A 23,492-nucleotide genomic window follows, 5' to 3' on the forward strand; every position below is an offset into this window, starting at 1 on the left:
ATTCATTCAGCAAAGCTATGGAAGAAGCAGGGGATACCTTGCACGCTGATAACAGGCCCCTCTACCTTCTGCGTCTTGGGGTCGTAGGTATAGAAGCCGTTGGCCTGCTTGTTAGAACTTCCATAGACCACGAGACCCTGATGCAGGCCGATGGCCATTGTGTGGGGGTTGCTGATTTCCATACCCTCGATGACCCGCATGGTCTTCGCCTTCAGGTCGATGATGACGGGCAGGTTGGTCATGCTCAGGTAGGGGTTCGACATCGCATCGGGGTCGAGGGCATTTGAGTTGGCATAGGCATAGAGCTTGCCGTCGCCCCCATAGCACACAGCAGCCAGGAAGTCGGCATACTTCGTGCTCAAACCTGCAACCTCGGTCTGATCGAAGGCTATTGAGTAGTCGGGATCGATGTCGGTCTGTCCTTTCTTGATGCGCACGATGCCGCTACGGAAGCCAGGGATATAGCCAAAGGAGCCGATGCAGTTGATGTAGATGTCGCCCTGCTCATCAATGAACATCGAATTGGGATCGACAGGACGGGTGGCGAAGCAAAAGCCCAGTGACGAGTTGACGATGTGCTTCTCAAGCTGGTCGGTCTTGGTATCGATGACAGCTAGTTCTATTGTGTTCTGTTCGGGCATCCACTGAGCATTCATCTGGTTCAGACCCACAAAGAGTTTGTCGTCGCGAATCACCATCACGGCAGGCGATACGTTGGTAGTGGACTGCGCCAGACTATTCAGGTCAATGTCGGTGATTTTGGTCATCGTAGTGGGATTGAACACGGTGATGAGTCCCAGGCTCTGCAGGGTGACGTAGGCCTTCTCGCTGTTGAGTTCCACGATGTTGGCAGCCGAGGCCTCGGCAGGAATCGACAGCACGCCCTGTTTTACCCAGTTACCCTGGGTATCTACGGTATAGCGCTCTATCTGCGCCTTCGAGTTGCCCATATAGTCGGGGAAAGTGTAGATGCTGCCCGATGAGGTAACGATGGGCGTGGCACCAAAGCCGAAGGGAATGGCGTTGCGGTTGTCGTAGCTGCCGGGAATCATGCCGGCAATGGCCTGCATATAGGAGCTGCCGCTGCTGCCTTCAGGGTTGGTGATGGCGGTGGCGAAGATGATACCCGTGAAGTTGCCCTCAGCCTGCCCATTACTGGGGTTGGGGGTGTCGTCATCACTACTACATGAACAAACTAAAGCCATGATGGCTGCAAACAATAAACTGTACTTTTTCATTTTCATTCTGATAATATAATTATTAATTACTTATATACATATCTGATTTTAAAGCCAATGTAGCGGCCTGGCAGGGGACGGTTGAACTCCGACACCACGTGGCGGTCGGTCAGGTTCTTTGCTCTCAGGGTCAGCGTCAATCGGTTGTCCATAAAACTATGCTCCAGGGCAGCATCCATCGTGAAAGAGGTGGGAATCTTACGCTCCTGATACTTGCTCACCTCGAAGTCGTAGAAATACTCATGGATATAGGCCGCATCGAGCAGCAGACGGGTGTTCTGGCCATTGCCGCCAAACAGGTTCTCCTTGTGGAGCTCAGCGCCGAAATTGCCCATCAGGTAAGGCACGTTGGGTATACGTAGATTCTTGGTAGGGTTAGGCACATTGGTGCCTGGGGTCAGCTTGCGCACGTCGCGCAGGTCCTGCCATGTGCCGTTGGCATAAAGGTAGAGCAGCTTGGTGACATCGCCTTTCAACTCAAGTTCCACTCCCTTTGTACGAACCGTGCCAAAGTTACGATAACGAGCCATGGTAGGTATAATGTCGGGAGTAAAACGTATCATATCTTCCAGCTGATTGTAGTAGCCCGTCAGTTCCATCTCCAACAGGCCACCATCACTTTTCAGGTGACGATATATCAAGCCCAAGTTTACACCATTGGTACGTTCTGGCTTGAGTGCGGGCGAGGCAAGGATACTGAATCCATTACCAATGAGTTCCTCGGTAGTAGGTATGCGTACCTCGGAATTAAACGAGGCTTTAATCATCCAATCGCGGGCAAACTTATAGCGCATGGCATCATTGAAACCAAAATAGTTCTTGGAGATATCTACTGACTCTGGCTCGCTTACGCTGTAAACATCAATACTACGCGACGATGACGAGAAATGGTAGTCCTTGAGCGTAAATGCGTTTTGGAACTTGCCGTCAAACAGCGTCAGGTCGTACGAGAAACCGATTGTAACAGTGTTCATTTTGCTGGGAAAGTTGGCTTTGAATCCCATCGCCTTATCCATCAGCGAGTCGTTGGGGTGCATCGAGCTGTGATCGGCATACACATTCAGGTTAAGAGAGTGGTGCAGGTCGATTGTATATCCCAGATTTAGTTTGCAGGTAACCTCATTGGTACGTGTGCGGCCATCGCTGGGGTAGGAATTCTGCTCGCCACCATAAACCGATGTGGGCGGCATCTGATTACCATCCCAATCGTAGCGATGCATGGCCTTGTCCTTCATGCCTGAGTAGCCCAATACGTAGCCTGCATCCAAATCCAAATCAAGACCATCGAGAAAGAAATCGTTCCTCTTTACTTTCAACGCTGCCACATAGTTGTCGGAGTAATTGTAGGCCTCGCGAATATCAATGTCAATTCCCTGTATCTCCTGCTTGGTATGCATACCTATCAATTCCAGTTTCAGTTCGTCGAACCACCATTTCGTAGCTTTGATAGAACCGCCACAAATGGCTTTGTCAAACTGGTCGTGGTCACGCTCCACCCAACGGCCGTCTATATGATCTAATCGCATTTTATAGTTATTCTTGGCAAACGAGTAGGTACCACCTAAGCCAAATTGCAGGCCACTTTTACTGTCAGTACGTTTGAACACGCCCGACACCTGATGGGTATTAAACGAGCCTATCTCATAAGAGAAGTCGAGATATAGAGGTGGGTATTCTTTAGTCACCACGTTAACGGCGCCACCCAATGCTGATCCGCCAAAACGATAGGGCACCAGCCCCTTATACACCTCGATACGCTCAATCATATCGGTTGGCACATCGTTAAGGGCAACAAAGTTACTAAGTTGCGACATTGGGGCCTCGTCGATATACATACCGATGCGCTTGCCCTCCAATCCACGAACGGAGATACGCGAGGCACTGCCAAGTCCACCCGTGTTACGTACGGTGACGCCCACAGTGCGCGACAGTACATCATTAATATTATTGGCCGTACCCTGCAACTGGTGCTGTCCAATCACAGTGACGGGCATACCCGACTCCTTAAGTTTTCTGATTCTGCTGCGGCCCATCACCTGGACCTCTCGCAATCTCACTGTGTCTTTTACGGTCAATACGCTGTCAACATCAGCAGCCATAACCATACTACACATACAAAAACCAATTCCTAATAAACATCTTTTTACCATAATTGAAACTTTATATATCTTTCTTTTTTATTGATGATTCATCAGTGCTCGCCAGCCTGCAAATTCAAACAGAATGTAGTCCTCGATTGCCTTTTTGGTTTCCTGCGCCGATAGGTTGTGCTTGATGACCTCAGAGATGAAGTTGAACATCCACACCATATGAATGTGATAGGTAAAAGGCGTATGGATGGTGCTGAAGTCGGGATACTGGCAGCCCAACTGGTTCATAAACTCCAACACCATGTTGGAGCACTCCTCGGTATACTGATCGATGTAATTCTCGAGCGAAGAGCCTTGCGATTGGTAGAGCAGCAACTTCAGTTCATCGCGGTGGTTGTTGATGAGGCACATGTACTCCTGCACATTATTGGCAATCAATTCGTTACACTCACCGCTAGCATACCTCAGGAAGGCCTCTTGATTGTCTACATTGTGGTGCTCGTGCATCATCCTCTCGAGTTCCTGAATAAGCGGCCCGACGATATGGCGGAACAACTCATCCTTACTCTTGAAGTAATTATAGATATTACTCACTCCAATACCTACCCCCTTCGCAATATCGCGCATCGAGGTCTTGGCGTAACCGTCGCGCAGGAACACTTGCTTTGACACCCCTAATATATGTTCACGCGTGTAATCCTTTTTTATCTGCATAGTCTTTTAAATGTCAAAAAACGAACAAAGTTCTAAATTGTTCATAAAAAAAAGAGAACCCGCACCCATGCGAGTCCTCTCTAACTTTATAAATTGCTTCTTATAACAACTATACCTTATCATGATCTATTCATCTTTCGGGGTGCAAAGGTACGGTAATTCTCCCAAACACACAATACCTAAAACTGAGTGTTTTGTCATTACAGAATTGCATCCTAAGTAATAGGATATTAATCATAATTAGGTATATACTAGAACATTACAAAGAAAGAAGTACTGCCCCACTGTTCGTTATGCTTATCAGGATATGCCGAAATCATAGGTGCCGTTGACGGAAAACCGATAACATCGGTATAACATGCATTCTCAAGACGATGACCATTGGCAAGATATGCCTTCCCTTTAATGCCTACAATGACACTCTTCAACTGGTGTTGCCACGTCACATCCGCAATAAACTTATGAAGATTGGCTGTCCGATAGGCATAGGGAGCAAAGGCATGCTGGAAGTCAAGGTGGGTTATCTTCTGATTCTGCATCTGAACATGGTAGTCGTGAGAGCCTATACGCTGACGAGCATAAACTAAATTAAATGCCAAAGCGTTGCGACTTCCCTGCCAGTTCACCCCTGCTTTAATATGAGAAGTCAGCCTTCTTACATTGATTCGATAATCACCTATCTTGTATTTCTCGTCATATCTATCTGTGGCAATACCACCCTGCAGACTTAATTCAAAACGGCCCATATTCTTTGCAGTTCTCAAAGCAACCTCCATGCGGCCAGTATTACGACTGTAATTCTGACGGGTGTCAATAGTACGGAAATCGTAGATGTTATTAGCATTGTCAATTAGGTATTCCTCTATAATATTCTCATAGCCTTTTCTCAACATGAGGTCGACTTGTACCATCAGTTCAAAGCGCCAGCTATTTTTCGGATCGTATGCCAGACTGAGCATTGGAGTGAGGTGATGCGAACATGATTCATAGAGATTATAAATATCACTTTCTTCGGTTTCCATATGCTGATAGGCATAAGCCAGCGATGCATGAAAGCGCAGTTTCTTTCTCTGTGGTGAGAGGTATTGCAAACGGGCATTATACTCATCAACATAGTACATACGCGATTTGCCGAATGACACACCGCTCTGACGTGTATCATAGAGACCAAAACCATAACACACGAAGAAGCGATCCTGTTGTCCAGGACGCCAATATCGTAATTGCATGTGCTGTTTGTTACGGCCATACCCCCAATCAAGCATCAGCAGATGTCCGTTCACATCACGTGCAGTTCCCATGTTAAAGCGCAGCCAGGTTGTATTGTTCAAGGCGCGTGGATCAGAAAGCCGATACGCCTGCTCGCCATAGAACGAACCTTTTACGCCAAGAACCCACTGCTGAACTTTCAGTGCATAATTTCCTTCAGCATAATAGCTATCGAACTTGAAGTCACCACCACATGAATCTGTGGATATATAAGGGAAGTAAAGTTCTGGCAACCGCATGGCACTCCACCCGATATTGCGATGCTCACCTTGTGCATACTGGATGCTACCCGAAAGCGTACCACTACGGGGTGTGGTATACTCACCATACGCACCAACGCGATAGTCCGAAGAACCGTCACCCTCATAAGGGATGAAATCCCCCTTTCCGTCACCACTTGCCAACCCTGCATAAACGATAGCCGTACGACGACGAAGCATCGTGTCATTACTATTTCGCCACTCTGTGAAAACGGGATTGGCATACAAGGCACAACTGCTGCTCAGCGATATATCGACATTATCAGTAAGGCTGCGGTCTTCCTGCGGTGACAGAGGATGAGTGACGCGGTCAAGCAGCAGTTGGGCTGATGCCTGACAACCACAGGTGATGGCTACGAGTGATATGTATATTCGTAATTTGCGTATCATAAGTTGAAATTAAAAAACAGTTCAAGTCCGAAATAAGGGTCATGCCATTCGCGTTGGGTGACCTTACTACCAGAGAGGTATTTAGGACTGATATCGAGCAAGCCGTTGACAAAGAACGAGAGTTTGGTTCCTTTTTTGAACTCCTTGGTGGCCTTCAGATTCCAAAGCAGTGACACAGGTTTCTCATTACGGGCATACTTCACTGGCAGAATAGTACGGCGGAAGTAACGGAATGTACCATCATCGGCTGCAATCTGGGCACGGATAATGTCATCAACGGGTTTAAGGGCACCACTCATGTCAATGTATTCGGTGGGGATATAATCGTGGTTATCCTTATACTGCGAGGTGTTGAGCCACACCACCTGGAAGAAGTTCATCAGGAAGAGTTTGAACTTCGGGATATGTGTGTTCAGCCATATATTGGAATTCAGACGACGATATTGGTTCTTGGCTCCATTGTCATAGATGCAGACATAAGGATACTCCTTTCCACCGATCTTCACGGCTGGATAATAGTAAAGTGGCAACGACGAGGCATAGTCTGTCTGATAATAGGCACCATTGATTTCTACCGTTGTCGACAGGGGCACTATCTTTGGAAAGATAAGTCGGTACTCTATACCACGCTTTGTCACCTTGCTGGAGTTCATGACCTTCTTCGATGTAGTAAAGAGACTATACTGTTCCTCTATATAGTCGTTTTTCTGAGGTGTACGGCCTTCGATGCTTACATCTGGCTTCAGTGTGGTGTAGAGATTGTATGTTAACGGATAGTACTCTGTAAAATACTCAAATCCCATATCCGACTGTTCATAAAACGCGGTAAGCGAAATGCTCAATCCCTGATAGTCAATATCCCATCCAGCTTCCGCCTTTTTGTTCTTGTTAGCCTTTAATTCACGATTGGCCACATCATATATATTTGTATAAGTAATGAGGTGACGGTATTGTGGATCATTGGTATAAGCGTTAAGCATATAGAAGTCTTTATAGAGTTTCTCTGGATAGAGGTAGTCAAGCGTTGGCGTCTTGCTTTCTGTGCCAAAGCCAATTCTAAAGGTATTCTTAACTGTTCTGCCCACAGTATAGGAGAGATTGATTCGAGGATCTGTCAGCACTCGGCCGTGCAGATAATAGTCTGACGGCAGGTTTGTCAGCATAGAGGCACGACCTCCAATAGAGAGTTGGAGAATGTTACGTTTACTATCATCATAGATAAAATCCGCCTGAACATATCCAGCACCAGTACCGAGGGCAGGAATAGCCCAGTTGGGGCGAGGGCGCATGTAGGAGTTGTCGTATGGAAAAGGCGGACGTTTCTCATCTTCAATCACAGCTCCTGCGCCATGATTCTTAACGTTGGTATACTCTGCGCCATACATCAAGTTTAGCATCATATTCCTGAATAGTGGTATACGTGAGTTGGCATTAAGTTGGGCATAGATATTCACGGGCTGGTTGTCGATGTAGAAATCGCTATAATACTTTCGTGGCAGATAGATTCCCTCATGTTCGCCCTCTTCGTAGGCCAAAGGCATATTCATCGGTCCAGAACCAGAGAGTACCAAACGATGACGACTGATTTTTTCGCGGGTATAGTCGGCAGAGAGGGTCAGTTCAATCTGGTCGAGCCATGTCTTACCGAAAGTCATACACCCCTTCATCATCAGTCCCGTACGACTATAGTCGGCCTTATAGGTTTCGTCGTATTCGTAAGTCAGTTCATCCTTTTTCATCTTGCTGGTGGTAATGGTCTGACTCAGTCGTGCGTCAAGATCCAAGTTGTAGCCACCTACTTTCACCTTATTATTATAATATAGTTGCCCTGTCAGTCGCGAGAATTTATCCATTTCCTCACGGATGTCATCGATAGAGTGCAGATAGTCTATACCAGCGTGCAATGTTCCAGCTTTTTCTCCCAGTCGGAAACCTTTGCCCATGTATATGAGTTTGTTTTTCAGGTCGGTCTTCAAACGAACACGTAATGGTGTGACACCGTGCTTCGACGAGATACTGATCATGCCACTCGACAGATTACCATAACGGGCAGAGGAGATTCCTCTGGTAAACTCCACACTTTGTATATGGTCTGTAGAGATATATCGCATGTCGGTTCCCTGGTTGATGCCCGTACGGTTTCTCACCTCACTGTCATAGGTGCCACTCCCCTCGGTGATACCCACTAATTGTGAACGGATGCCATCGTTGGAAACGGGAGCGCCGTCGGTGACAATCCCCACGCCAAGGGAAGTATTGGCATCGGTACCGACCTGACGGCTGCTGATTTGCGAGAACTGTGTCAGATTATTCTCCTTATACACACTGCCAGGCAATAACAGCATTACATCGGCAAGCGACGTTGGTTGTATATATTCTAAGGCCGCCTCATCAATAACAACTTTCCCCTTTCGGCTTCTTTTGGCCATCACCTCGAATTCGGGCAGAGCGAAACTGCTACTTTGAAGCTGTAGTTGAATACTCTGGGTCTTACTGACCACTATAGACTTCTTCAACTTCGCATAACCCAGGCACTCCACTTCAAGTGTATGTTTGCCGGCAGGAATATTGCGTAATTCGAAATTCCCGTTGATATCACAGAGTGTACGCAACTCCTGATTCTGTATACTAACGATGGCGAAGCTTGCAGCCTCGCCATCGTGATCAGTGATGACTTTCCCCTTGACTGTGTAGGACTGTCCGATAATGGAAGTCGCCTTACACAGCAGGAGAAGGATCAATAAACAAAATTTAATATGATTTGAAAGATACATTATTATTTATTATTACGCCAACCAACGGGGAATGCCGTCTGTACTTTACCCGCTGCCTTGCGCTCGTTCACATCCTGCATATCCTCACTACTATTATTGGTGTCCTGATAGAAAGTCTTGTCACCTACTTTAATTTCCTTGCGGATGCAGAGTTCCTGACGGTGGCAACCATTGACAAGGAACTTGCCGCGGTCTACGGTCTCGGGCACCACACGTGTCTTCACGTCCTGAGGTACGTCGCTGGTCTGAATGCCGTCAATGATATTCTCGGTCTCAATAGCCAGGATATGAATATCTATATCGCCCTCGGGAGTTGTTTCAGTTGCATCGACATGGGTCTTCGAGAGTGTGGTGTGGCTGTTGACGAAAGCGTCGACAGTCGACTGCTGACCATTCTCCAAACGGAACATCACAGGCGAGACATAACCACGAGGCTGGAAGAAGAAACCGTAAGAGTCACCATTCTCTGTGATGAGCACGTTGGGAACACTGGGGTTGTCCACATCGTTGGCATCGGGACCATAGTACACCTCGAAGTCTGCTCCACTCAAGTCTACGGCGTGATCATAGGCAATCTCACCATTCACAACCTCTGAGTGGTTGATTGCAGTAAAGGCAATCACCAGCTTTTCACCAGGCTGAACCGGATGCTCCTTGCCACTACCGGGAATGGTGATGAAGCCGCCGATAGGCACCTGATCAGGATAGTAGCTGTCATACCACAACTCTTTAGGCCACCATGAGATATGCATCGTTACACCTACGCTCACACCGTCGGCATAGAGCACATCCTCCGTAGGGTTAAAGAGTACGATATACTGATCGGGGTGCATCATACGACCCGAGTTGGTCTCACCGTTGAAGAATACCTCACTGAAGATAAAGTCCTTACCTAACGCACTGGCTGGCAGCGAGTTGACATAACCATCAATAACCTGTCCGTCAGTGTTCACGTTTACGTTTTCCATACGCAGCGAGATGACCACCTGCTCCCCTTGAGCATTAGTGATGTTCTTCTCAATAGATACGTTGTAGACGCCCATAGGCAGAGAAGCAATCACACTTCCGTTGGCATCCAGTGAGAATGATTTGGTATCCTGGTTTCGTACCTCAGTAAACTGTACAGGCGTACCTGCTAAGGCAGAAACGTCAAGGGCACCCGCCACTTTAGGAATGGCATTAAACGTCACGTCAATCTTCTTTTCTGCCTCATCATCAGAGCATGAGGCCAGCAGCACTGGGCAGATGAGAGCTGCCAGTGCGAATTTAAATAATCGCATCATTGTTGTTTGAAATTAAATGTTACTCCTGAGTTTTCTTATCGTTGTGTCCGCATTTATGCTCACCTTCGCCCTTACATCCTTCTTTATCGTTACACTGCTTGGCAATCTCCGCCTCGAACTTGGCGTCTGAAAGCGCCTTCTGCAATGCTTCCACGTTAGTCTTCTGTGCATCATAACTCACACAAACAGCCTTACACTCCAGATTAACCTTCACCTCACTCACTGCATCATTAGCTTTCAGGGTTTTCTCAACACGTTTTGCACAGTTCTCACAGTGCATGTTGTTCACTTTGAATTTCACATTGTCGGCCATCACGTTCATTGTAAACAGAGCGGCAAACATCATCATTACAATCTTTTTCATTTTTACCTATTTTTATTATAAACAATTACTGAATAAAAGTATATGGTTGATTAATTTAGCCTCACGGCATGGTTCTGATTTTCGGGTGCAAAGGTACGGCAAATAATTAAAGTGCGCAATACCTAAAACTGAGTGTTTTAAGGCTCTTGCACTTGGAAACACCTACCATATAGGATTAATAACAAGTAGGTATTGACAGGTATTATCATCTTCTCATCAACATTTTTATTTTCTTATCATGACATCATAACAGCATCTTCAATATTAAAAACCATATATAAGCATGTTGTTTAGATGACAAATACTATATTAAGGCTATATTTTTTCGCTATTTTCGATAGCTTTTTGGTAAAACGTTTGCATCTCTCATAAAATTGTTGTATCTTTGCATATCATAAACTAAACCAGAGTATATGAAAAAAACAATTATCAACTCGGAAAGAATTGAGAAGAGGTCTGTCTTGCGACAGAGCGGATAAAACTGAACGGGAAGTGGATTTCCTAAATCATCCGACTGCAAACGACAGGGTAAAGGATTAGCTTTTAGAGTGAAGGAAAGGTTGCCTTCAACCACAAAACAAGTTGTTTTGTTCCGTCAGAGACGTCATCTTTCAATCTAAAAGACTATCTTAACAAGTACAAAACAACTTGTTTTGTAGTCGCGCAGAACGGTGTTGTTTCCAACGAAAGACAAAAGCAACCCAACAAACCGATATTCAAACAATTAACAACTATAATGTAACTTTATAAAAAATGGCAGTACACATTAAACTGATACAGAACAACATCAAGAGCAGTAGTTCATACGGTAAGTTTTTTGCTAAGGCAGTGAGCCAAGGCGAAGTGACAATAGAGGAACTGGCCAAAGAGGCGGCAACCAACAGCGGCATTTCTAAAGGAGCCTTCGTTAGAGGTGTGATGGAGCTTCAAGACCTTATGAAGCATCGACTGGCCAATGGGCAGACGGTGGTTATCGAAGGAATCGGGCGCTTCAGTCTTCGAGTAGAGAGCATTGGCGTTGACGAACCCAAGCAGTTTAATATTAGTCGGCACATCAAACGTATCGTCTGCGGCTTTCTGCCAGCTAGTCGCCGCGTCAACGTTGGCAAAGGCACAAAGAACGGTCACATCCTTTACGACCTCTGCGAAGGTGTAAAAGTCATACGGCAACGCTAAAACGGCCAAGGGTGTCTGAGCATACCTTTCCATATATTAAAATCCTAATTTTTGAGTATTGCAGGCTTGATTGAAAGTTAGTACCTTTGTATCCCATTACAGATGAGATGCATATATATAGGATAATTTATACAATTTTAGCCGTATTCACACTCCAAGCAGCCCATGCACAGGGAGTTTTACGCGCCACAGTACTTGATAAGGATACACGAGAACCCATCATTGGAGCCACTATCCATGATGCCGTAAAAGGTAAGCCGATTGCGGTTACCGACGCAGAAGGTTGTTTCACGATACCTAATAATGATGATACCAAACAGATACGCATTACTTATATAGGTTATAAGATTCTGACAACCGCTCCTGTCAGGAACGGGCGTTACCTGTTAGAGGCCGAGATCAGCCGATTAGGTGAAGTGGTTGTGACGGCTCAGGAGAGCCGCGGGCTGACCAGTGCCTCGACCATCGGCAAGCATGCCATGGAGCACCTGCAGCCCTCAAGTTTTGCCGACCTGTTGGAACTGCTGCCTGGCGGACGGGCAGAGACACCCTCTTTGAGCACACCCAACGTGATTCACATCCGTGAGGCGGCTTCGGGCGGCAGTCAGTATATGACTTCGTCGCTGGGCACACAGTTCATGGTTGACGGAGCCCCCATCTCCACCAATGCCAACATGCAGTACGTCAGCGGCGCATGGGACTCTGAGAGTACCTACCGTGACTTTACCAATGCTGGTGTCGACATGCGTTCACTCTCTACCGATGATATTGAGAAGGTAGAGATTGTGCGTGGCATCGCCTCTGTTGAATATGGTGACTTGACCAGCGGTCTGGTAAAGATTGAGCGCAAGAAAGGTGGTGCCGACCTCCACGTGAGACTGAAGGCAGACATGAGTTCAAAGCTTTTCTATCTGTCAAAAGGTCTGGAGTGGAAGCCCCAACACCTGAGTCTGAACCTCAGTGCCGACTATCTCGACGCCAAAGCCGATCCCCGTAACACGTTAGAGAACTATAAACGCATCACGTTCTCGGCACGCCTGCACAAACAGTGGCTTCGCGACAACTACGACCTGAGTCTGTCGACCAACGCCGACTATACAGGATCGTTCGACAACGACAAGGTAGACCCCGACCTGAACTACAACGTGGAGGACTCCTACAAGTCGCAGTATAACCGCATGGTCTGGATGGGCGACCTGACACTTAAAAGCAAACGCGACTCATGGCTGAAGTCGGCAGGACTGATGTGTTCGGCAGCCTACGAATACGACGATATCAAGCGCCGACGTCTGATACAGCTCCAGCGTACGACGGTGGCTGCCACCAATCATGAGGAGGGCGAGGCCGATGCATTACTGCTGCCCTGGAAATACATGGCCAACCATGAGGTTGAAGGAAAACCACTCAACATCTATGCAAAGTTGTCGGCGCGTCTGCAGATTCCCACGACAAGACTCAGCAATGCCCTGCTACTAGGTATCGACTGGAACATGGACAAGAACTACGGACGTGGACAGGTGTTCGACCCCGAGCGTCCGCTCTACCCCGGCATATCAACCCGCGAGCGTCCACTCTACGACATTCCTGCTAATCACCGGTTGTCTTTGTTTGCAGAAGAGACACTAAAATGGCCTACAGCCATAGGCACCTTTGAGGCAACGGGCGGCATACGTGTCACAGAGATGCTAAACCTGCCCGCTGAATATGCCATGCACGGTAAGAAGTATCTGGACCCACGCATCAACGCAGGTTATACCTTCCCAAAATTCTCCTTCTTGGGCAAACCTACCTTCATCCGTCTGGCTGGGGGTATCGGACAGCACACAAAGATGCCGACGATGGAGCAGCTCTTCCCCGACAAGCTCTACATCGACTTCATCCAACTGAACTATTACCACGAGAATCCCGACTATCGCCGTGTGAATCTCATGACGTATATCCGCAACCCCAGGAACCTGGAGTTGCAGGCTGCCAGAAACTTGAAGTGGGAAATGTCGGCCGACATTAATATCGGCGGCAACCGACTGAGCATAACCTACTTCCGTGAGAAGATGACCTCAGGGTTCCGTAGTCAGACACACTACGAGAGCTTCAGTTATAAGGAATACGATGCCTCAACCATCGACGGCTTAACACTCACAGCGCCACCCGCCCTCAGCGATATGACCTATACTCTGAGGGATGAACTGGTAGGCTATAGCAACTACACCAATGGCAGCGAAACCGACAAGCAAGGTATTGAATATACCCTTGAGACCGTACGTCTGCCTAAGATACTGACACGACTGACCATCAATGGCGCCTGGCTACACACCCACTACCGCAATTCTATTCTCGAGACCTATCGCCCCAGCATGGTAGTAGGTGACAGGAGTCTGCAGTATGTTGGTCTCTATCAGGATGCCGACGGCACGATGAGCGAGTCGTTCAACACCAACTTCACCTTCGACACCGATGTGCCACGCCTGAGACTCGGATTCTCACTCTCGGCACAGTTCCTATGGTACACCATGTCGCAACGCGACCGTATCAGTAACACACCCGACCAGTACATCGCTCCCGACGGCACCATACATGACTGGCTGGCTGGCGACGAAAACGACACCTATCTGCAATGGCTCATCAGAACCAACAGCGAGACTCTCTATGAACTGACCCGCGTGCCTATGTCGATGAACCTGAACCTGAAGGTGACAAAGAAACTGTTTGCCGACAGACTACAGATAGCCATGTTCTGTAACAAGATATGGGACTACACCCCTGACTATGAGCGCAAGGGCTACACCTTCCGCCGCCACGTAACACCCTATTTCGGACTAGAAATGAACGTAAAGATATGAAGCAGATACTGAACATATGTATTTTCATCCTGCTGACAACAGTCCTTACGGGCTGTCACCAGGAGCAGACAGACTACCATACAGTGGCCAGAGTGACACTCGACATCCCCGACACCATCAACGTCATACAGATACAGGGAACGCTGACCCTGCAGAGTCTTAACACCACGCTCAACACGTCGACAGCCGACATGAGCGGCAACACCTTCGAGACAACCGTCTTGCGAGGAGCTTATAAGGTTGACGTGACAGGTATGGTGAAATACACAGGGCTGGACGGAGCGATACGTACCCGCCACTATCGTGCACACTCGGACTACAAGCCTTTTGCCGACATGCCTCTCAGCAAAACAGAATTACCCATCATACTTCTGGAAGAATGAACATACAGTTACGACATATTACCACCTTATTATATATAATAGCTACCACCTCATTGGTGGCCGCCACGCCCGACTCTGTGCTGACAGAACACCAACAGGCATGGAATCTACTGGATGCTGAAACTTGGAAGAACCCAGCACTTCACGGACAGGCCTTTAAGACGGCTTACTCACAATTGGCAATTTCCCTTGATCTCACAGACCAGACAGAGGCGTTTACTTTGCAGAAGGGAACTGGCAGCACGCTCTATGATATTGAAGCCGATACATATTTGCGTCTCTCAGACCATTCTTCAGTATGGGGCAAGGCATCATATATGACTGGTAAGAACAGAAACATCAAATGGAACTCCGTTTCAGACTATGAGTTGTTGGAGCCCTATATCCTTGCCGACACCATGGGCGGCAACACAGAGCGCGAACGCTATGTGTTTGAGGGCGGCTATGCCGCGAAGGTCGGAAGCGTGCTTATGGGGGGTGAAATGCTGTTCCGTGCTGAACACGAATACCGTACCATCGACCCTCGTATGCGTGCCATCGTGACCGACCTTACCCTAAGGGGCGGAGTGGCATACGAAACAGGCACATACCTTTTGGGAGCAGCAGCCGAGGCTAATATCTATAAACAGACAGACAACGTCACCTTCTACCGTGAGACAGGCGTCATACCAGAGTTTCAGATGACGGGATTAGGAGCTATCTACGTGCGCTTCTCTGGCGAGGTGAACAACCTGTATTTCAATGGTGGCGGCGCACAGCTCTACCTGAACGTCCAACCCCGCAACGGCCAGGGGCTTTTCACCAACATCACCATCGGAGAGCATCGCTATGAGCGCATTGCCGCCTCTCTTAACTCACTGCCCCTCACCAAACTCTATCGTGAGGAGGCCAAACTGCAGGCAGGGTGGCGGAAAAGTGGTAAGACCGACTTAGCCATCTATGCTGATGCGCAATATATCTGCCGACTGGGCGATGAGAACATGGTAGGCTCGTCGCAGTCGAACAGCTACCCTATCCTGACCACACTGACCATGTATAAGAACAACATCATCGATGCCAGTATGAACATGGTTTACGGACAACGTCAACACTCTAGCTGGCACATCGCCATGAAGGTAGGCTATATGCAGAACCATGAGAAGTATGTGGAGCCTGAGCGTAAACAGAACGTCAGCCGTATATACAGCCAGTTGAGTGCGCAATACATCACAGGACTGGGTAAAAAGGGGACGCTGACCTGTGCACTGACAGGAGGCTATCACAAAAACCTTGACAGCCAGTTAAGCATCCCTGTGGTGAACACAGAAAAGGCTGCTGTCAAGATGCAGAACCACAACTTCCGTTATCTGAAGGCCGACTATACAGTCGTCAATGCACAGATAAGATACGACCACGGCATCGGCACCAGCCGTTATGCAATGTTCGGCGCACTGAGTGGAGGGGCGACATTCTGTTCTGAGAGTGAATATGAACAGTATTTGGCTGTCAAGTTAGGAATCACATTTTAAACAATAATATTTATCAGATAAAAAGTATAGTAATTATGAAGAAGGTATTTTTGTGGAGCCTGATGCTCCTTTCCTTGGGACTGAATCTGACATCGTGCAGCAGCAACGATGATCCTATCATCATCAATGATCCTGTGACATTGTCACTGGAGATGCCCCTCAACCTGGAGAACGTTGAGGTAACTAATAGCAACATCACCCTGACCAACGTAAGCTCAAGTCAGATACATGTTCTGAACAACGCCATCGAGAAGACCAGCAACGGCTTTGTAGCCACATTCAACGAGGTGGAAGAAGGCACTTACGACCTGCATGCTGAAGGTGAATTGTCGTTCACCATCAATGGTGTGGCAGGTACCAGCAAATTCGAGGTTAGCCAGGATAACATCAACCTCTCACGCACAGCTACATCAATGAAGGTTACCATCAACACCTTCACAGCCAAGGGCGGCTTCGTGATCAGCGAGGTATTCTTTACAGGCACCACCACTCCTGAAGGCAAACAGTACAGCAACGACCAATACGTGGTCATCACCAACAACAGTGATGTTACCCTCTATGCCGATAGCATCGCTTTCCTCGAGTCATCATTCCTGACTGTTAACAACTACGAATACGTACCCGATATCAGCAAGGACACCATGGCCGTAGCTGCCGTCTACATGATTCCTGGCAACGGCACAAGCGTACCCGTTGAACCTGGCAAGTCACTCACCTTGGCCGTTAACGCCATCAACCATCTGGAGGGCAACGCCAACTCCATCGACCTGCGTGGTGCCGACTACGAGTTCTATGACATCAGCAGCAATCCTACCTACAACGATGTAGACAACACCAATGTGCCCAATCTCGACAAGTGGTACTGCTATACCGCTACACTCTACAGCATGCACAACCGCGGTTTCAAGTCGATGGCCATCGCCAAGATGAAGGAAACCAAAGAAAACTGGCTAGAGAAGTATGCTTATAACGGTAAATATATGATGAGCGTCAGTGGTAATACCTATGAGATGAAAGTGAACAGCACCTACAAGGTACCCATGTCATGGGTTATCGACGGCGTCAACCTTAGTGTTGAGGAGGAATGGCAGTGGAACGTGCTGCCCGCTAACATCGACAGCGGCTGGACTTACTGTGGAAAGACCATGAACGATAAGACCCGCTATAGCAAGGCTGTTATCCGTAAGACTGACAGCGAAGGAAAGTATGTTGACACCAACAACTCTGCCAACGACTTCATCCCCGAAGCAAAACCTTCAATGTTCAAATAAGTTATGAAGATGAAGAAAATATATTCTCTTTTAGCTCTGGTGCTGCTGTCGGCTACGGCAGTGGCCCAGAGCCTGCCACAAGACCCTGCCGTACGTAAGGGCAAACTGAAGAACGGCATGACCTACTACCTCCGTCACAATGCGAAAGAGGCTGGTCTGGCAGACTTTTACATCGCCCAGCGCGTGGGTAGCATTCTTGAGGAGCCACGTCAGCGCGGACTGGCCCATTTTCTGGAGCACATGGCCTTCAACGGCACCAAGAACTTCCCCGGCAAGGGCAAGCGCCTCGGCATCGTGCCCTGGTGCGAGTCCATCGGCGTGAAGTTCGGCGCCAATCTGAATGCCTATACCTCTATCGACCAGACGGTCTACCATATCGGTTCTGCCCCGCTAAAGCGCGAAGGTATCATAGACAGCTGCCTGCTGGTGCTTCACGACTGGAGCCACTACCTGCTGCTTGAAGACGCAGAAATTGACAAAGAACGTGGTGTGATTCATGAGGAGTGGCGCACCCGCCGTGCCGGTATGGCTGTGCAGCGTCTCATGGAACAGGCCATGCCCAAAATATATAAAGGCACCAAGTATGAAGACTGCATGCCTATCGGTTCGATGGACATCGTAGACAACTTCCCCTATCAGGATCTGCGCGACTACTATCAGAAGTGGTATCGCCCCGACCTGCAGGCTATCATCGTTGTTGGTGATATTGATGTGGACAAGATGGAAAAGAAAATCAAGAAGATTTTTTCACCCATCCCCATGCCGAAGAAAGCGGCAGAGCGTATCTACTTCCCTGTCAGTAACAACGACACGATGATTGTAGCCATCGAAAAAGACAAGGAGCAGCCCATTGCCCTCTGTCACCTTTATCAGAAACGTGATGCCACCCCAGACAGTGAGAAGAACTCGGAGAAATACCTGCGCGACGACTATGTGGACGGTCTGATCAGCACTATGCTCAACGACCGTTACGTAGAACTGCGGCAGCAGTCGGACGCACCCTTCCAGAGTGCGACGGGGCGTTCTTCGATATTCTTCCTCAGTCGCACAAAAGACGCCTTCTCTATGAGTGTCAGCTGTAAAAGTGACAACATCCTGGGAGGCATCATTGCTGCCGTAGGCGTGGCAGAACGAGCCCGCCAGCATGGTTTTACCCAATCAGAACTCGACCGCGCCAAGAAACTGCGCATGAATGCTGCCGAACGCCGTGCCAAGATGCAGGGAGACTACCGTAACTCGCACTTCGTGAACGAGTGTGTTGACAACTTCCTGGAGGGCGAGCCTTTGGTGAGCGCCGACTTCAAATTGGATAATACCCGCAAACTCGACCGAGAAGTGACTTTGGCTGAAGTGAATGCCGCTGTGAAAGAACTTATCACCAACCAGAATCAGGTGGTGGTAATGTATGCCCCAGACAAGGAAAACATCGTCATTCCATCAGAAGACCAGGTACGTCAAGTGATTCTTGCTGCCCAACAGTTAAGTTATGCACCTTATGAAGAACAGCAGCTGGCCACCGACCTCGTAAGTAAGTTGCCACAGCCAGGATCCATCACCAACGAGCAGGCATGGGCTCACGGTTTCACAGAGTTCACACTCAGCAACGGCATGAAGGTGTACGCTAAGAAGACTGACTATGAAGCGGATGCCGTATCGCTCAGCATGAAGGCAGATGGCGGAACATCGCTCTATGACGATAAGGATATTCCCAACTTCTCACTTATCTCCAGCGGTGTCACCGAGGGAGGCGTGGGCAACTTCGATGCAGTCAGCTTACGCAAGATGCTGACGGGCAAAAGCGTGCGTGTCAGTCCATCTGTAGGCAGTAAGGGACAGAGCATCAACGGCAGTTCGTCGGTCAAAGATATGAAGACAATGTTCCAGCTAACTTACCTTTACTTCACTCAGCCTCGCAAAGATTCTGCTGCCTATGCCTCGCTCATCAGCCGTACACGCTCATTCCTCTCTAACAGAAATGCTTCACCAAAAGTTGACTATAATGACTCTATCCGTGCCATCCTCTATGGACATCATCCACGACTGGAACCTGTCGTGCAGGAGACTCTCGACAAGGCCAACTACGACCGCATTCTTCAGATATACAAAGAGCGTTTCAGCGATGCCTCTAACTTCAAGACGGTTATCATCGGCAACTACGACGAGCATGAATTGCGCAATCTTGTTTGTCAGTATCTGGCTACGCTGCCTGCCACTGGAAAGCACGAACAGACAAACTACCAGAACGTACCCCGCATTGTAGATGGCGAGAAGGTGGTAAAGTTCACTAAGCAACAGGCCACCCCATTGGCCAATGTCAGCATTTACCTGACCGCAGACGTACCCTTCACTCCAAAGAGCGATTTGGAACTCGACTTCCTGAAACGCTGTCTCTCCATCGCCTATACCGACTCTGTTCGTGAAGAAAAGGGTGGCACTTATGGTGTAAGCGTTGACTTTGAACTCGATAAGGACGATAAGCCCAACGCCACGTTGAACATCTCGTACAATGCCGACCCATCAAGATATGAAGAGTTGAATCCTATCATCTATCAGCAGCTGAGGAACATCGCCAATCATGGCCCTTCAGCCACGTCCATGCAGAAAGTGAAGGAATATCTCGTGAAGCAGTATGCCCAAGTAGCTATTACCAACGATTACTGGAGCTACATCATATGGCATGAACTCGACGATAATGCCGACTTCGACCATAACTACTGTAAGATGGTAGAAGAAATGACAGCCGAAGACATCCAGCGCATGGCTCAGCAACTGTTGGCTGCCAAACGCAGCATCGAGGTAACCATGCTGTCTGAATAATCACATTCTATTGAATGTAAGTGAATATCTGTAGGTCTATCATAACAACCTACAGATATTTTTTTCGATTGTAAACAGATCTAAAGTATACACAAGCACCTGTTGCAATAGAAGCACATATTATCCATATTCTTTATGAAGTGTTAATAATTCTTATATTTGAGATGTATTCTGCATTATAATTTGGTTTATATTATAAACTTATTTATCTTTGCAGCGCAATCCGGATAATTTGTGTTCTGTCTGACCTTTCTGCAGGAGGAAAGACAGGCACATAAGAGAGTTATACAACATTTCATAATTTATCAAATTGTAAACGACATGGAAGAAAATAAAAACTTGACTGCTGAACGCAGTCTGGAGATTATCACAGAACAGATTGAGCGTAGTCAGCGCACGATTACCAAGAATTCAGCTCTGCCTCTGATGTGGTGGGGAGTTTGCGTCACTATATTTGCACCGCTGATAGCTTACTTGTGGAAGAATCATGGTGGACCTATTTGGAACACTCTATGGGCTGTCATGTGGCTGATTGGCTTTATTGGCAATTGGATAATCGACAAAAAGAAAGAAACAGTCCCAACAACATTCGTCAGCAAGACCATAGGCCATGTATGGTCTACATTTGGTTTGTTTTGTGGAGGTATCGGCATCTTGTTCTGCCTGATAGGCACTGGAGTTCTGCCTTTAAAACTGATTATCCCCAATGCATACATATTCAGCTGCATAACTAGTATCATTTCCTTATGTTTTGGAATGAGTACGTGCATCACGGGACGCATAATCCAAAACCTTCTCATACAAAGATGCGGATTCATCGCAGGCTTGGGAGGATTTTTTACCGCACTATTTTTCTCCAGTTACCAACAGCTCTATGTAATGGCAGGCGTTACAATCATTGCCCTCATCATACCAGGAGTTGTGATTCATATACAAAACAAGAAATAAGGAGGACCGTCTATGTTTCAGCCATTAGATCCACTGCTGCATGCAGAACTGCGACTAGCCGTCATGTCGCTGCTCATCAGCGCCGACGAAGCCGAGTTCCCTTATATCAAGGAGCAGACGGGAGCTACGGCAGGCAACTTGAGCGTGCAGGTCGACAAACTATCTGCGGCGGGCTACATCGAGGTAGAGAAAACCTTCAAAGGCAAACGCCCTTGCACCATCTGCCGCATCACCGATAAAGGACGAAAAGCATTCGAGGCATACGTCGAGGCCTTGAAGAGCTATCTCAGCAAATAACGATTGAAAGCATCAAAAACATCAGCGAGATAAGCAAATCCGATTTGCCTGTCTCGCTGATGTTTTTGATTAATAGATTAACACTTACAGTCTAATACTCATCCTCGTTGAAGAGAAAGTCTTCCTTAGTTGGATAGTCGGGCCAGATATCTTCAATGCTTTCATATACATCACCCTCATCCTCAATCTCCTGCAAGTTCTCAAGTACTTCCAAAGGGGCACCTGAGCGTATTGCGTAATCTATCAACTCGTCCTTGGTTGCGGGCCAAGGTGCGTCTTCTAATTTTGAAGCTAATTCCAGTGTCCAATACATATTTCTTAGGTCTTTGGGTTTACTATATTAATTTATCGGACGCAAAAGTAATCATTTTATTCTTATTTACAAACTTTTTGCCAAACTATTTCACTGACACCAGCGTTAAAATTTATTTTTTTTGCCAAAACAAATAAGTAATCACTCAATCTGTTAATATATTGTTGTATTTCGGGGCTAATTAGCGCCACCTCCGACAATGCGACGATACGTCTCTCAGCTCTTCTACACACTGTACGGCAAACATGTGCCTGGGCAGCTGCCTGCGTACCACCAGGAAGAACGAATCCCTGCTTCTCAGGAAGCAGTTTCATAATCTTATCAACCTCCTGTTCCAACAATTCTATCTCTCCTCCAGCAAGTTTAGCCGATTCATATAAGGGGGTTTTACTCTGATCGGTTGCAAGATTGGAGCATACGTTAAACAGATTGTTCTGTATCTTAATGACCAAATCACGGTCATCACCAACAGGAAGCACCGCCGCCAATAATCCTAGATGAGCGCTCAACTCATCTACCGTCCCATAGGCTTCGAGACGTACATTTGATTTTCTCACCCTAATACCACCAACGATACTTGTTTCGCCTTTGTCCCCTGTCCTAGTATAAACCTTAGTTATCTTCATATTCAATTGTTGGTTAGAAGTTAATAATATAGTTTTGCTTATGTCGTTTCTTATCGAATAAAACGATTCCACAGTAATAGAGATCGAAAGTGACACCTGTCCTTACATCAGCTACTATCTGTTGCCAGAAACAAATATCCTTTTGTATGCCTTCCACTATGAGTACTGTCCCGTCATTCACCTTATTATATATATCAGTCAAGCGAGATTGATAATCGTCTTCCAAAGTTATTCTAATTAATTCGGTAGAGCTACCATAGTTTGCCATACTGCAGCCAGCCTTGAAATAATCGTGATAACCATCACTCTCTATCATTTGAGGCTGTCGCCAATTGGCTAACCTGAAATAGAGGCGCCCCAGTTTTCTAGTCAACCATTGATCTCCTTTTCCTAATGTTTTATATTGATAATATGGCCAATGCTCATTAATTACATAACGCACCAACCAATAATCGGTAGGCGACTGGATGCCAAAGCCACAAGTGTGCCTTATACGCTTTAGCCATACATATATATACAATAACCTCTGCATTTCGATGGCAAAGATACAAAGAATTTTCGGTAATCGGAAGATAACAATAAGAAAAGAATTCAATATTTTCAGTAACAAAACGAAAGAGCCCTGAACCTTTTCGGATTCAGGGCTCTCAAACAAAAGTGGCGGCTTCCTACTCTCCCGCATTGCATTGCAGTACCATCGGCGCAGGCGGGCTTAACTTCTCTGTTCGGAATGGGAAGAGGTGGGACCCCGCTGCAATAACCACCTGATATGGGTATTGACACTGTCGACACAAGAAACCTCAGTAGAAGCCCGTTTCAGAAACAACTACATCTGATAATATCAGCATACAGCGAAAGATCTCGGGCAATTAGTAGTGCTCGGCTTTGACGTCACCGTCTTTACACCTGCACCCTATCAACGTCATCGTCT

At 47.3% G+C, this 23,492-nt stretch carries 18 protein-coding genes and 1 rRNA gene; 8 read left to right on the forward strand and 11 right to left on the reverse strand.

Annotation, left to right across the window (positions count from 1 at the left end; genetic code table 11):
• Positions 1-2: 2 nt before the first annotated feature.
• From T325_RS02285 to T325_RS02315, 7 genes are all read right to left on the reverse strand, one after another.
• A complete protein-coding gene (locus tag T325_RS02285; protein WP_081911011.1) occupies positions 3-1,244 on the reverse strand; it encodes an NHL repeat-containing protein in 1,242 nt (413 codons plus the stop codon).
• A 20-nt stretch (positions 1,245-1,264) separates the two neighbouring features.
• A complete protein-coding gene (locus T325_RS02290) occupies positions 1,265-3,343 on the reverse strand; it encodes a TonB-dependent receptor (RefSeq protein WP_369794026.1) in 2,079 nt (692 codons plus the stop codon).
• Between the two features lie 72 nt (positions 3,344-3,415).
• Complete coding sequence (locus T325_RS12515; RefSeq protein WP_036909969.1) at positions 3,416-4,042, reverse strand: TetR/AcrR family transcriptional regulator; 627 nt, start codon at positions 4,040-4,042, stop codon at positions 3,416-3,418.
• Between the two features lie 251 nt (positions 4,043-4,293).
• Positions 4,294-5,961: a DUF6850 family outer membrane beta-barrel protein gene (locus T325_RS02300; RefSeq protein ID WP_036909971.1), complete on the reverse strand. Its 1,668-nt coding sequence runs from the start codon at positions 5,959-5,961 to the stop codon at positions 4,294-4,296.
• Positions 5,958-8,702, reverse strand: a complete 2,745-nt coding sequence (locus T325_RS02305) for a TonB-dependent receptor (protein ID WP_231622172.1) — start codon at positions 8,700-8,702, stop codon at positions 5,958-5,960. Before T325_RS02305 ends, T325_RS02300 begins: the two co-directional genes overlap by 4 nt.
• A gap of 35 nt (positions 8,703-8,737) precedes the next feature.
• Positions 8,738-10,018 (reverse strand): DUF4876 domain-containing protein, encoded by a 1,281-nt coding sequence (locus T325_RS02310; RefSeq protein WP_036909974.1) that lies wholly within the window; start codon positions 10,016-10,018, stop codon positions 8,738-8,740.
• Positions 10,019-10,037: 19 nt separating this feature from the next.
• Complete coding sequence (locus T325_RS02315; protein ID WP_051949653.1) at positions 10,038-10,382, reverse strand: heavy-metal-associated domain-containing protein; 345 nt, start codon at positions 10,380-10,382, stop codon at positions 10,038-10,040.
• A 753-nt stretch (positions 10,383-11,135) separates the two neighbouring features.
• On the opposite strand from T325_RS02315, the gene T325_RS02320 reads away from it, so the two are divergent.
• From T325_RS02320 to T325_RS02355, 8 genes are all read left to right on the forward strand, one after another.
• A complete protein-coding gene (locus T325_RS02320; protein WP_051949654.1) occupies positions 11,136-11,558 on the forward strand; it encodes an HU family DNA-binding protein in 423 nt (140 codons plus the stop codon).
• Between the two features lie 107 nt (positions 11,559-11,665).
• Positions 11,666-14,398, forward strand: coding sequence for a TonB-dependent receptor (locus tag T325_RS02325; protein ID WP_036909975.1), 2,733 nt, complete (start codon positions 11,666-11,668; stop codon positions 14,396-14,398).
• A complete protein-coding gene (locus T325_RS02330) occupies positions 14,395-14,781 on the forward strand; it encodes a hypothetical protein (RefSeq protein ID WP_036909976.1) in 387 nt (128 codons plus the stop codon). Before T325_RS02325 ends, T325_RS02330 begins: the two co-directional genes overlap by 4 nt.
• Entirely contained in the window at positions 14,778-16,289 is a 1,512-nt protein-coding gene (locus tag T325_RS02335) for a DUF6850 family outer membrane beta-barrel protein (RefSeq protein WP_036909980.1), read from the forward strand. Before T325_RS02330 ends, T325_RS02335 begins: the two co-directional genes overlap by 4 nt.
• 35 nt (positions 16,290-16,324) lie before the next feature.
• On the forward strand, positions 16,325-17,560 hold the full coding sequence (locus T325_RS02340; protein WP_051949655.1) for a DUF4876 domain-containing protein: 1,236 nt from the start codon (positions 16,325-16,327) through the stop codon (positions 17,558-17,560).
• A 9-nt stretch (positions 17,561-17,569) separates the two neighbouring features.
• Positions 17,570-20,377: a M16 family metallopeptidase gene (locus tag T325_RS02345; protein ID WP_036910162.1), complete on the forward strand. Its 2,808-nt coding sequence runs from the start codon at positions 17,570-17,572 to the stop codon at positions 20,375-20,377.
• Between the two features lie 339 nt (positions 20,378-20,716).
• Positions 20,717-21,325: a hypothetical protein gene (locus T325_RS02350; RefSeq protein ID WP_143058373.1), complete on the forward strand. Its 609-nt coding sequence runs from the start codon at positions 20,717-20,719 to the stop codon at positions 21,323-21,325.
• A gap of 12 nt (positions 21,326-21,337) precedes the next feature.
• Positions 21,338-21,622 (forward strand): winged helix-turn-helix domain-containing protein, encoded by a 285-nt coding sequence (locus T325_RS02355; protein ID WP_036909984.1) that lies wholly within the window; start codon positions 21,338-21,340, stop codon positions 21,620-21,622.
• Positions 21,623-21,713: 91 nt separating this feature from the next.
• On the opposite strand, the gene T325_RS02360 is transcribed toward T325_RS02355, so the two are convergent.
• From T325_RS02360 to rrf, 4 genes are all read right to left on the reverse strand, one after another.
• Positions 21,714-21,935, reverse strand: a complete 222-nt coding sequence (locus T325_RS02360) for a DUF2795 domain-containing protein (protein ID WP_021852076.1) — start codon at positions 21,933-21,935, stop codon at positions 21,714-21,716.
• Positions 21,936-21,997: 62 nt separating this feature from the next.
• A complete protein-coding gene (locus T325_RS02365) occupies positions 21,998-22,561 on the reverse strand; it encodes a cob(I)yrinic acid a,c-diamide adenosyltransferase (protein ID WP_036909987.1) in 564 nt (187 codons plus the stop codon).
• Between the two features lie 13 nt (positions 22,562-22,574).
• Positions 22,575-23,093 carry a hypothetical protein gene (locus tag T325_RS02370; RefSeq protein WP_036909989.1) on the reverse strand — a complete coding sequence of 173 codons (519 nt, stop codon included), beginning with the start codon at positions 23,091-23,093 and terminating at the stop codon, positions 22,575-22,577.
• A 123-nt stretch (positions 23,094-23,216) separates the two neighbouring features.
• Positions 23,217-23,329 (reverse strand): 5S ribosomal RNA (rrf, locus tag T325_RS02375).
• Positions 23,330-23,492 lie beyond the last annotated feature (163 nt).

It is taken from the genome of Prevotella sp. FD3004 (assembly GCF_000746155.1).
In the GTDB taxonomy this organism is placed as follows: domain Bacteria; phylum Bacteroidota; class Bacteroidia; order Bacteroidales; family Bacteroidaceae; genus Prevotella.

Bases quoted from the DNA above. Each gene is read 5' to 3' on its own strand.
- T325_RS02365 (WP_036909987.1), bottom strand. From the start codon at position 22,561: ATGAAGATAACTAAGGTTTATACTAGGACAGGGGACAAAGGCGAAACA.
- T325_RS02360 (WP_021852076.1), bottom strand. From the start codon at position 21,935: ATGTATTGGACACTGGAATTAGCTTCAAAATTAGAAGACGCACCTTGG.
- T325_RS02345 (WP_036910162.1), top strand. From the start codon at position 17,570: ATGAAGAAAATATATTCTCTTTTAGCTCTGGTGCTGCTGTCGGCTACG.
- T325_RS02300 (WP_036909971.1), bottom strand. From the start codon at position 5,961: ATGATACGCAAATTACGAATATACATATCACTCGTAGCCATCACCTGT.
- T325_RS02325 (WP_036909975.1), top strand. From the start codon at position 11,666: ATGCATATATATAGGATAATTTATACAATTTTAGCCGTATTCACACTC.
- T325_RS02330 (WP_036909976.1), top strand. From the start codon at position 14,395: ATGAAGCAGATACTGAACATATGTATTTTCATCCTGCTGACAACAGTC.
- T325_RS02310 (WP_036909974.1), bottom strand. From the start codon at position 10,018: ATGATGCGATTATTTAAATTCGCACTGGCAGCTCTCATCTGCCCAGTG.
- T325_RS02370 (WP_036909989.1), bottom strand. From the start codon at position 23,093: ATGCAGAGGTTATTGTATATATATGTATGGCTAAAGCGTATAAGGCAC.
- T325_RS02355 (WP_036909984.1), top strand. From the start codon at position 21,338: ATGTTTCAGCCATTAGATCCACTGCTGCATGCAGAACTGCGACTAGCC.
- T325_RS12515 (WP_036909969.1), bottom strand. From the start codon at position 4,042: ATGCAGATAAAAAAGGATTACACGCGTGAACATATATTAGGGGTGTCA.
- T325_RS02315 (WP_051949653.1), bottom strand. From the start codon at position 10,382: ATGAAAAAGATTGTAATGATGATGTTTGCCGCTCTGTTTACAATGAAC.
- T325_RS02340 (WP_051949655.1), top strand. From the start codon at position 16,325: ATGAAGAAGGTATTTTTGTGGAGCCTGATGCTCCTTTCCTTGGGACTG.
- T325_RS02290 (WP_369794026.1), bottom strand. From the start codon at position 3,343: ATGGTTATGGCTGCTGATGTTGACAGCGTATTGACCGTAAAAGACACA.
- T325_RS02320 (WP_051949654.1), top strand. From the start codon at position 11,136: ATGGCAGTACACATTAAACTGATACAGAACAACATCAAGAGCAGTAGT.
- T325_RS02285 (WP_081911011.1), bottom strand. From the start codon at position 1,244: ATGAAAATGAAAAAGTACAGTTTATTGTTTGCAGCCATCATGGCTTTA.
- T325_RS02335 (WP_036909980.1), top strand. From the start codon at position 14,778: ATGAACATACAGTTACGACATATTACCACCTTATTATATATAATAGCT.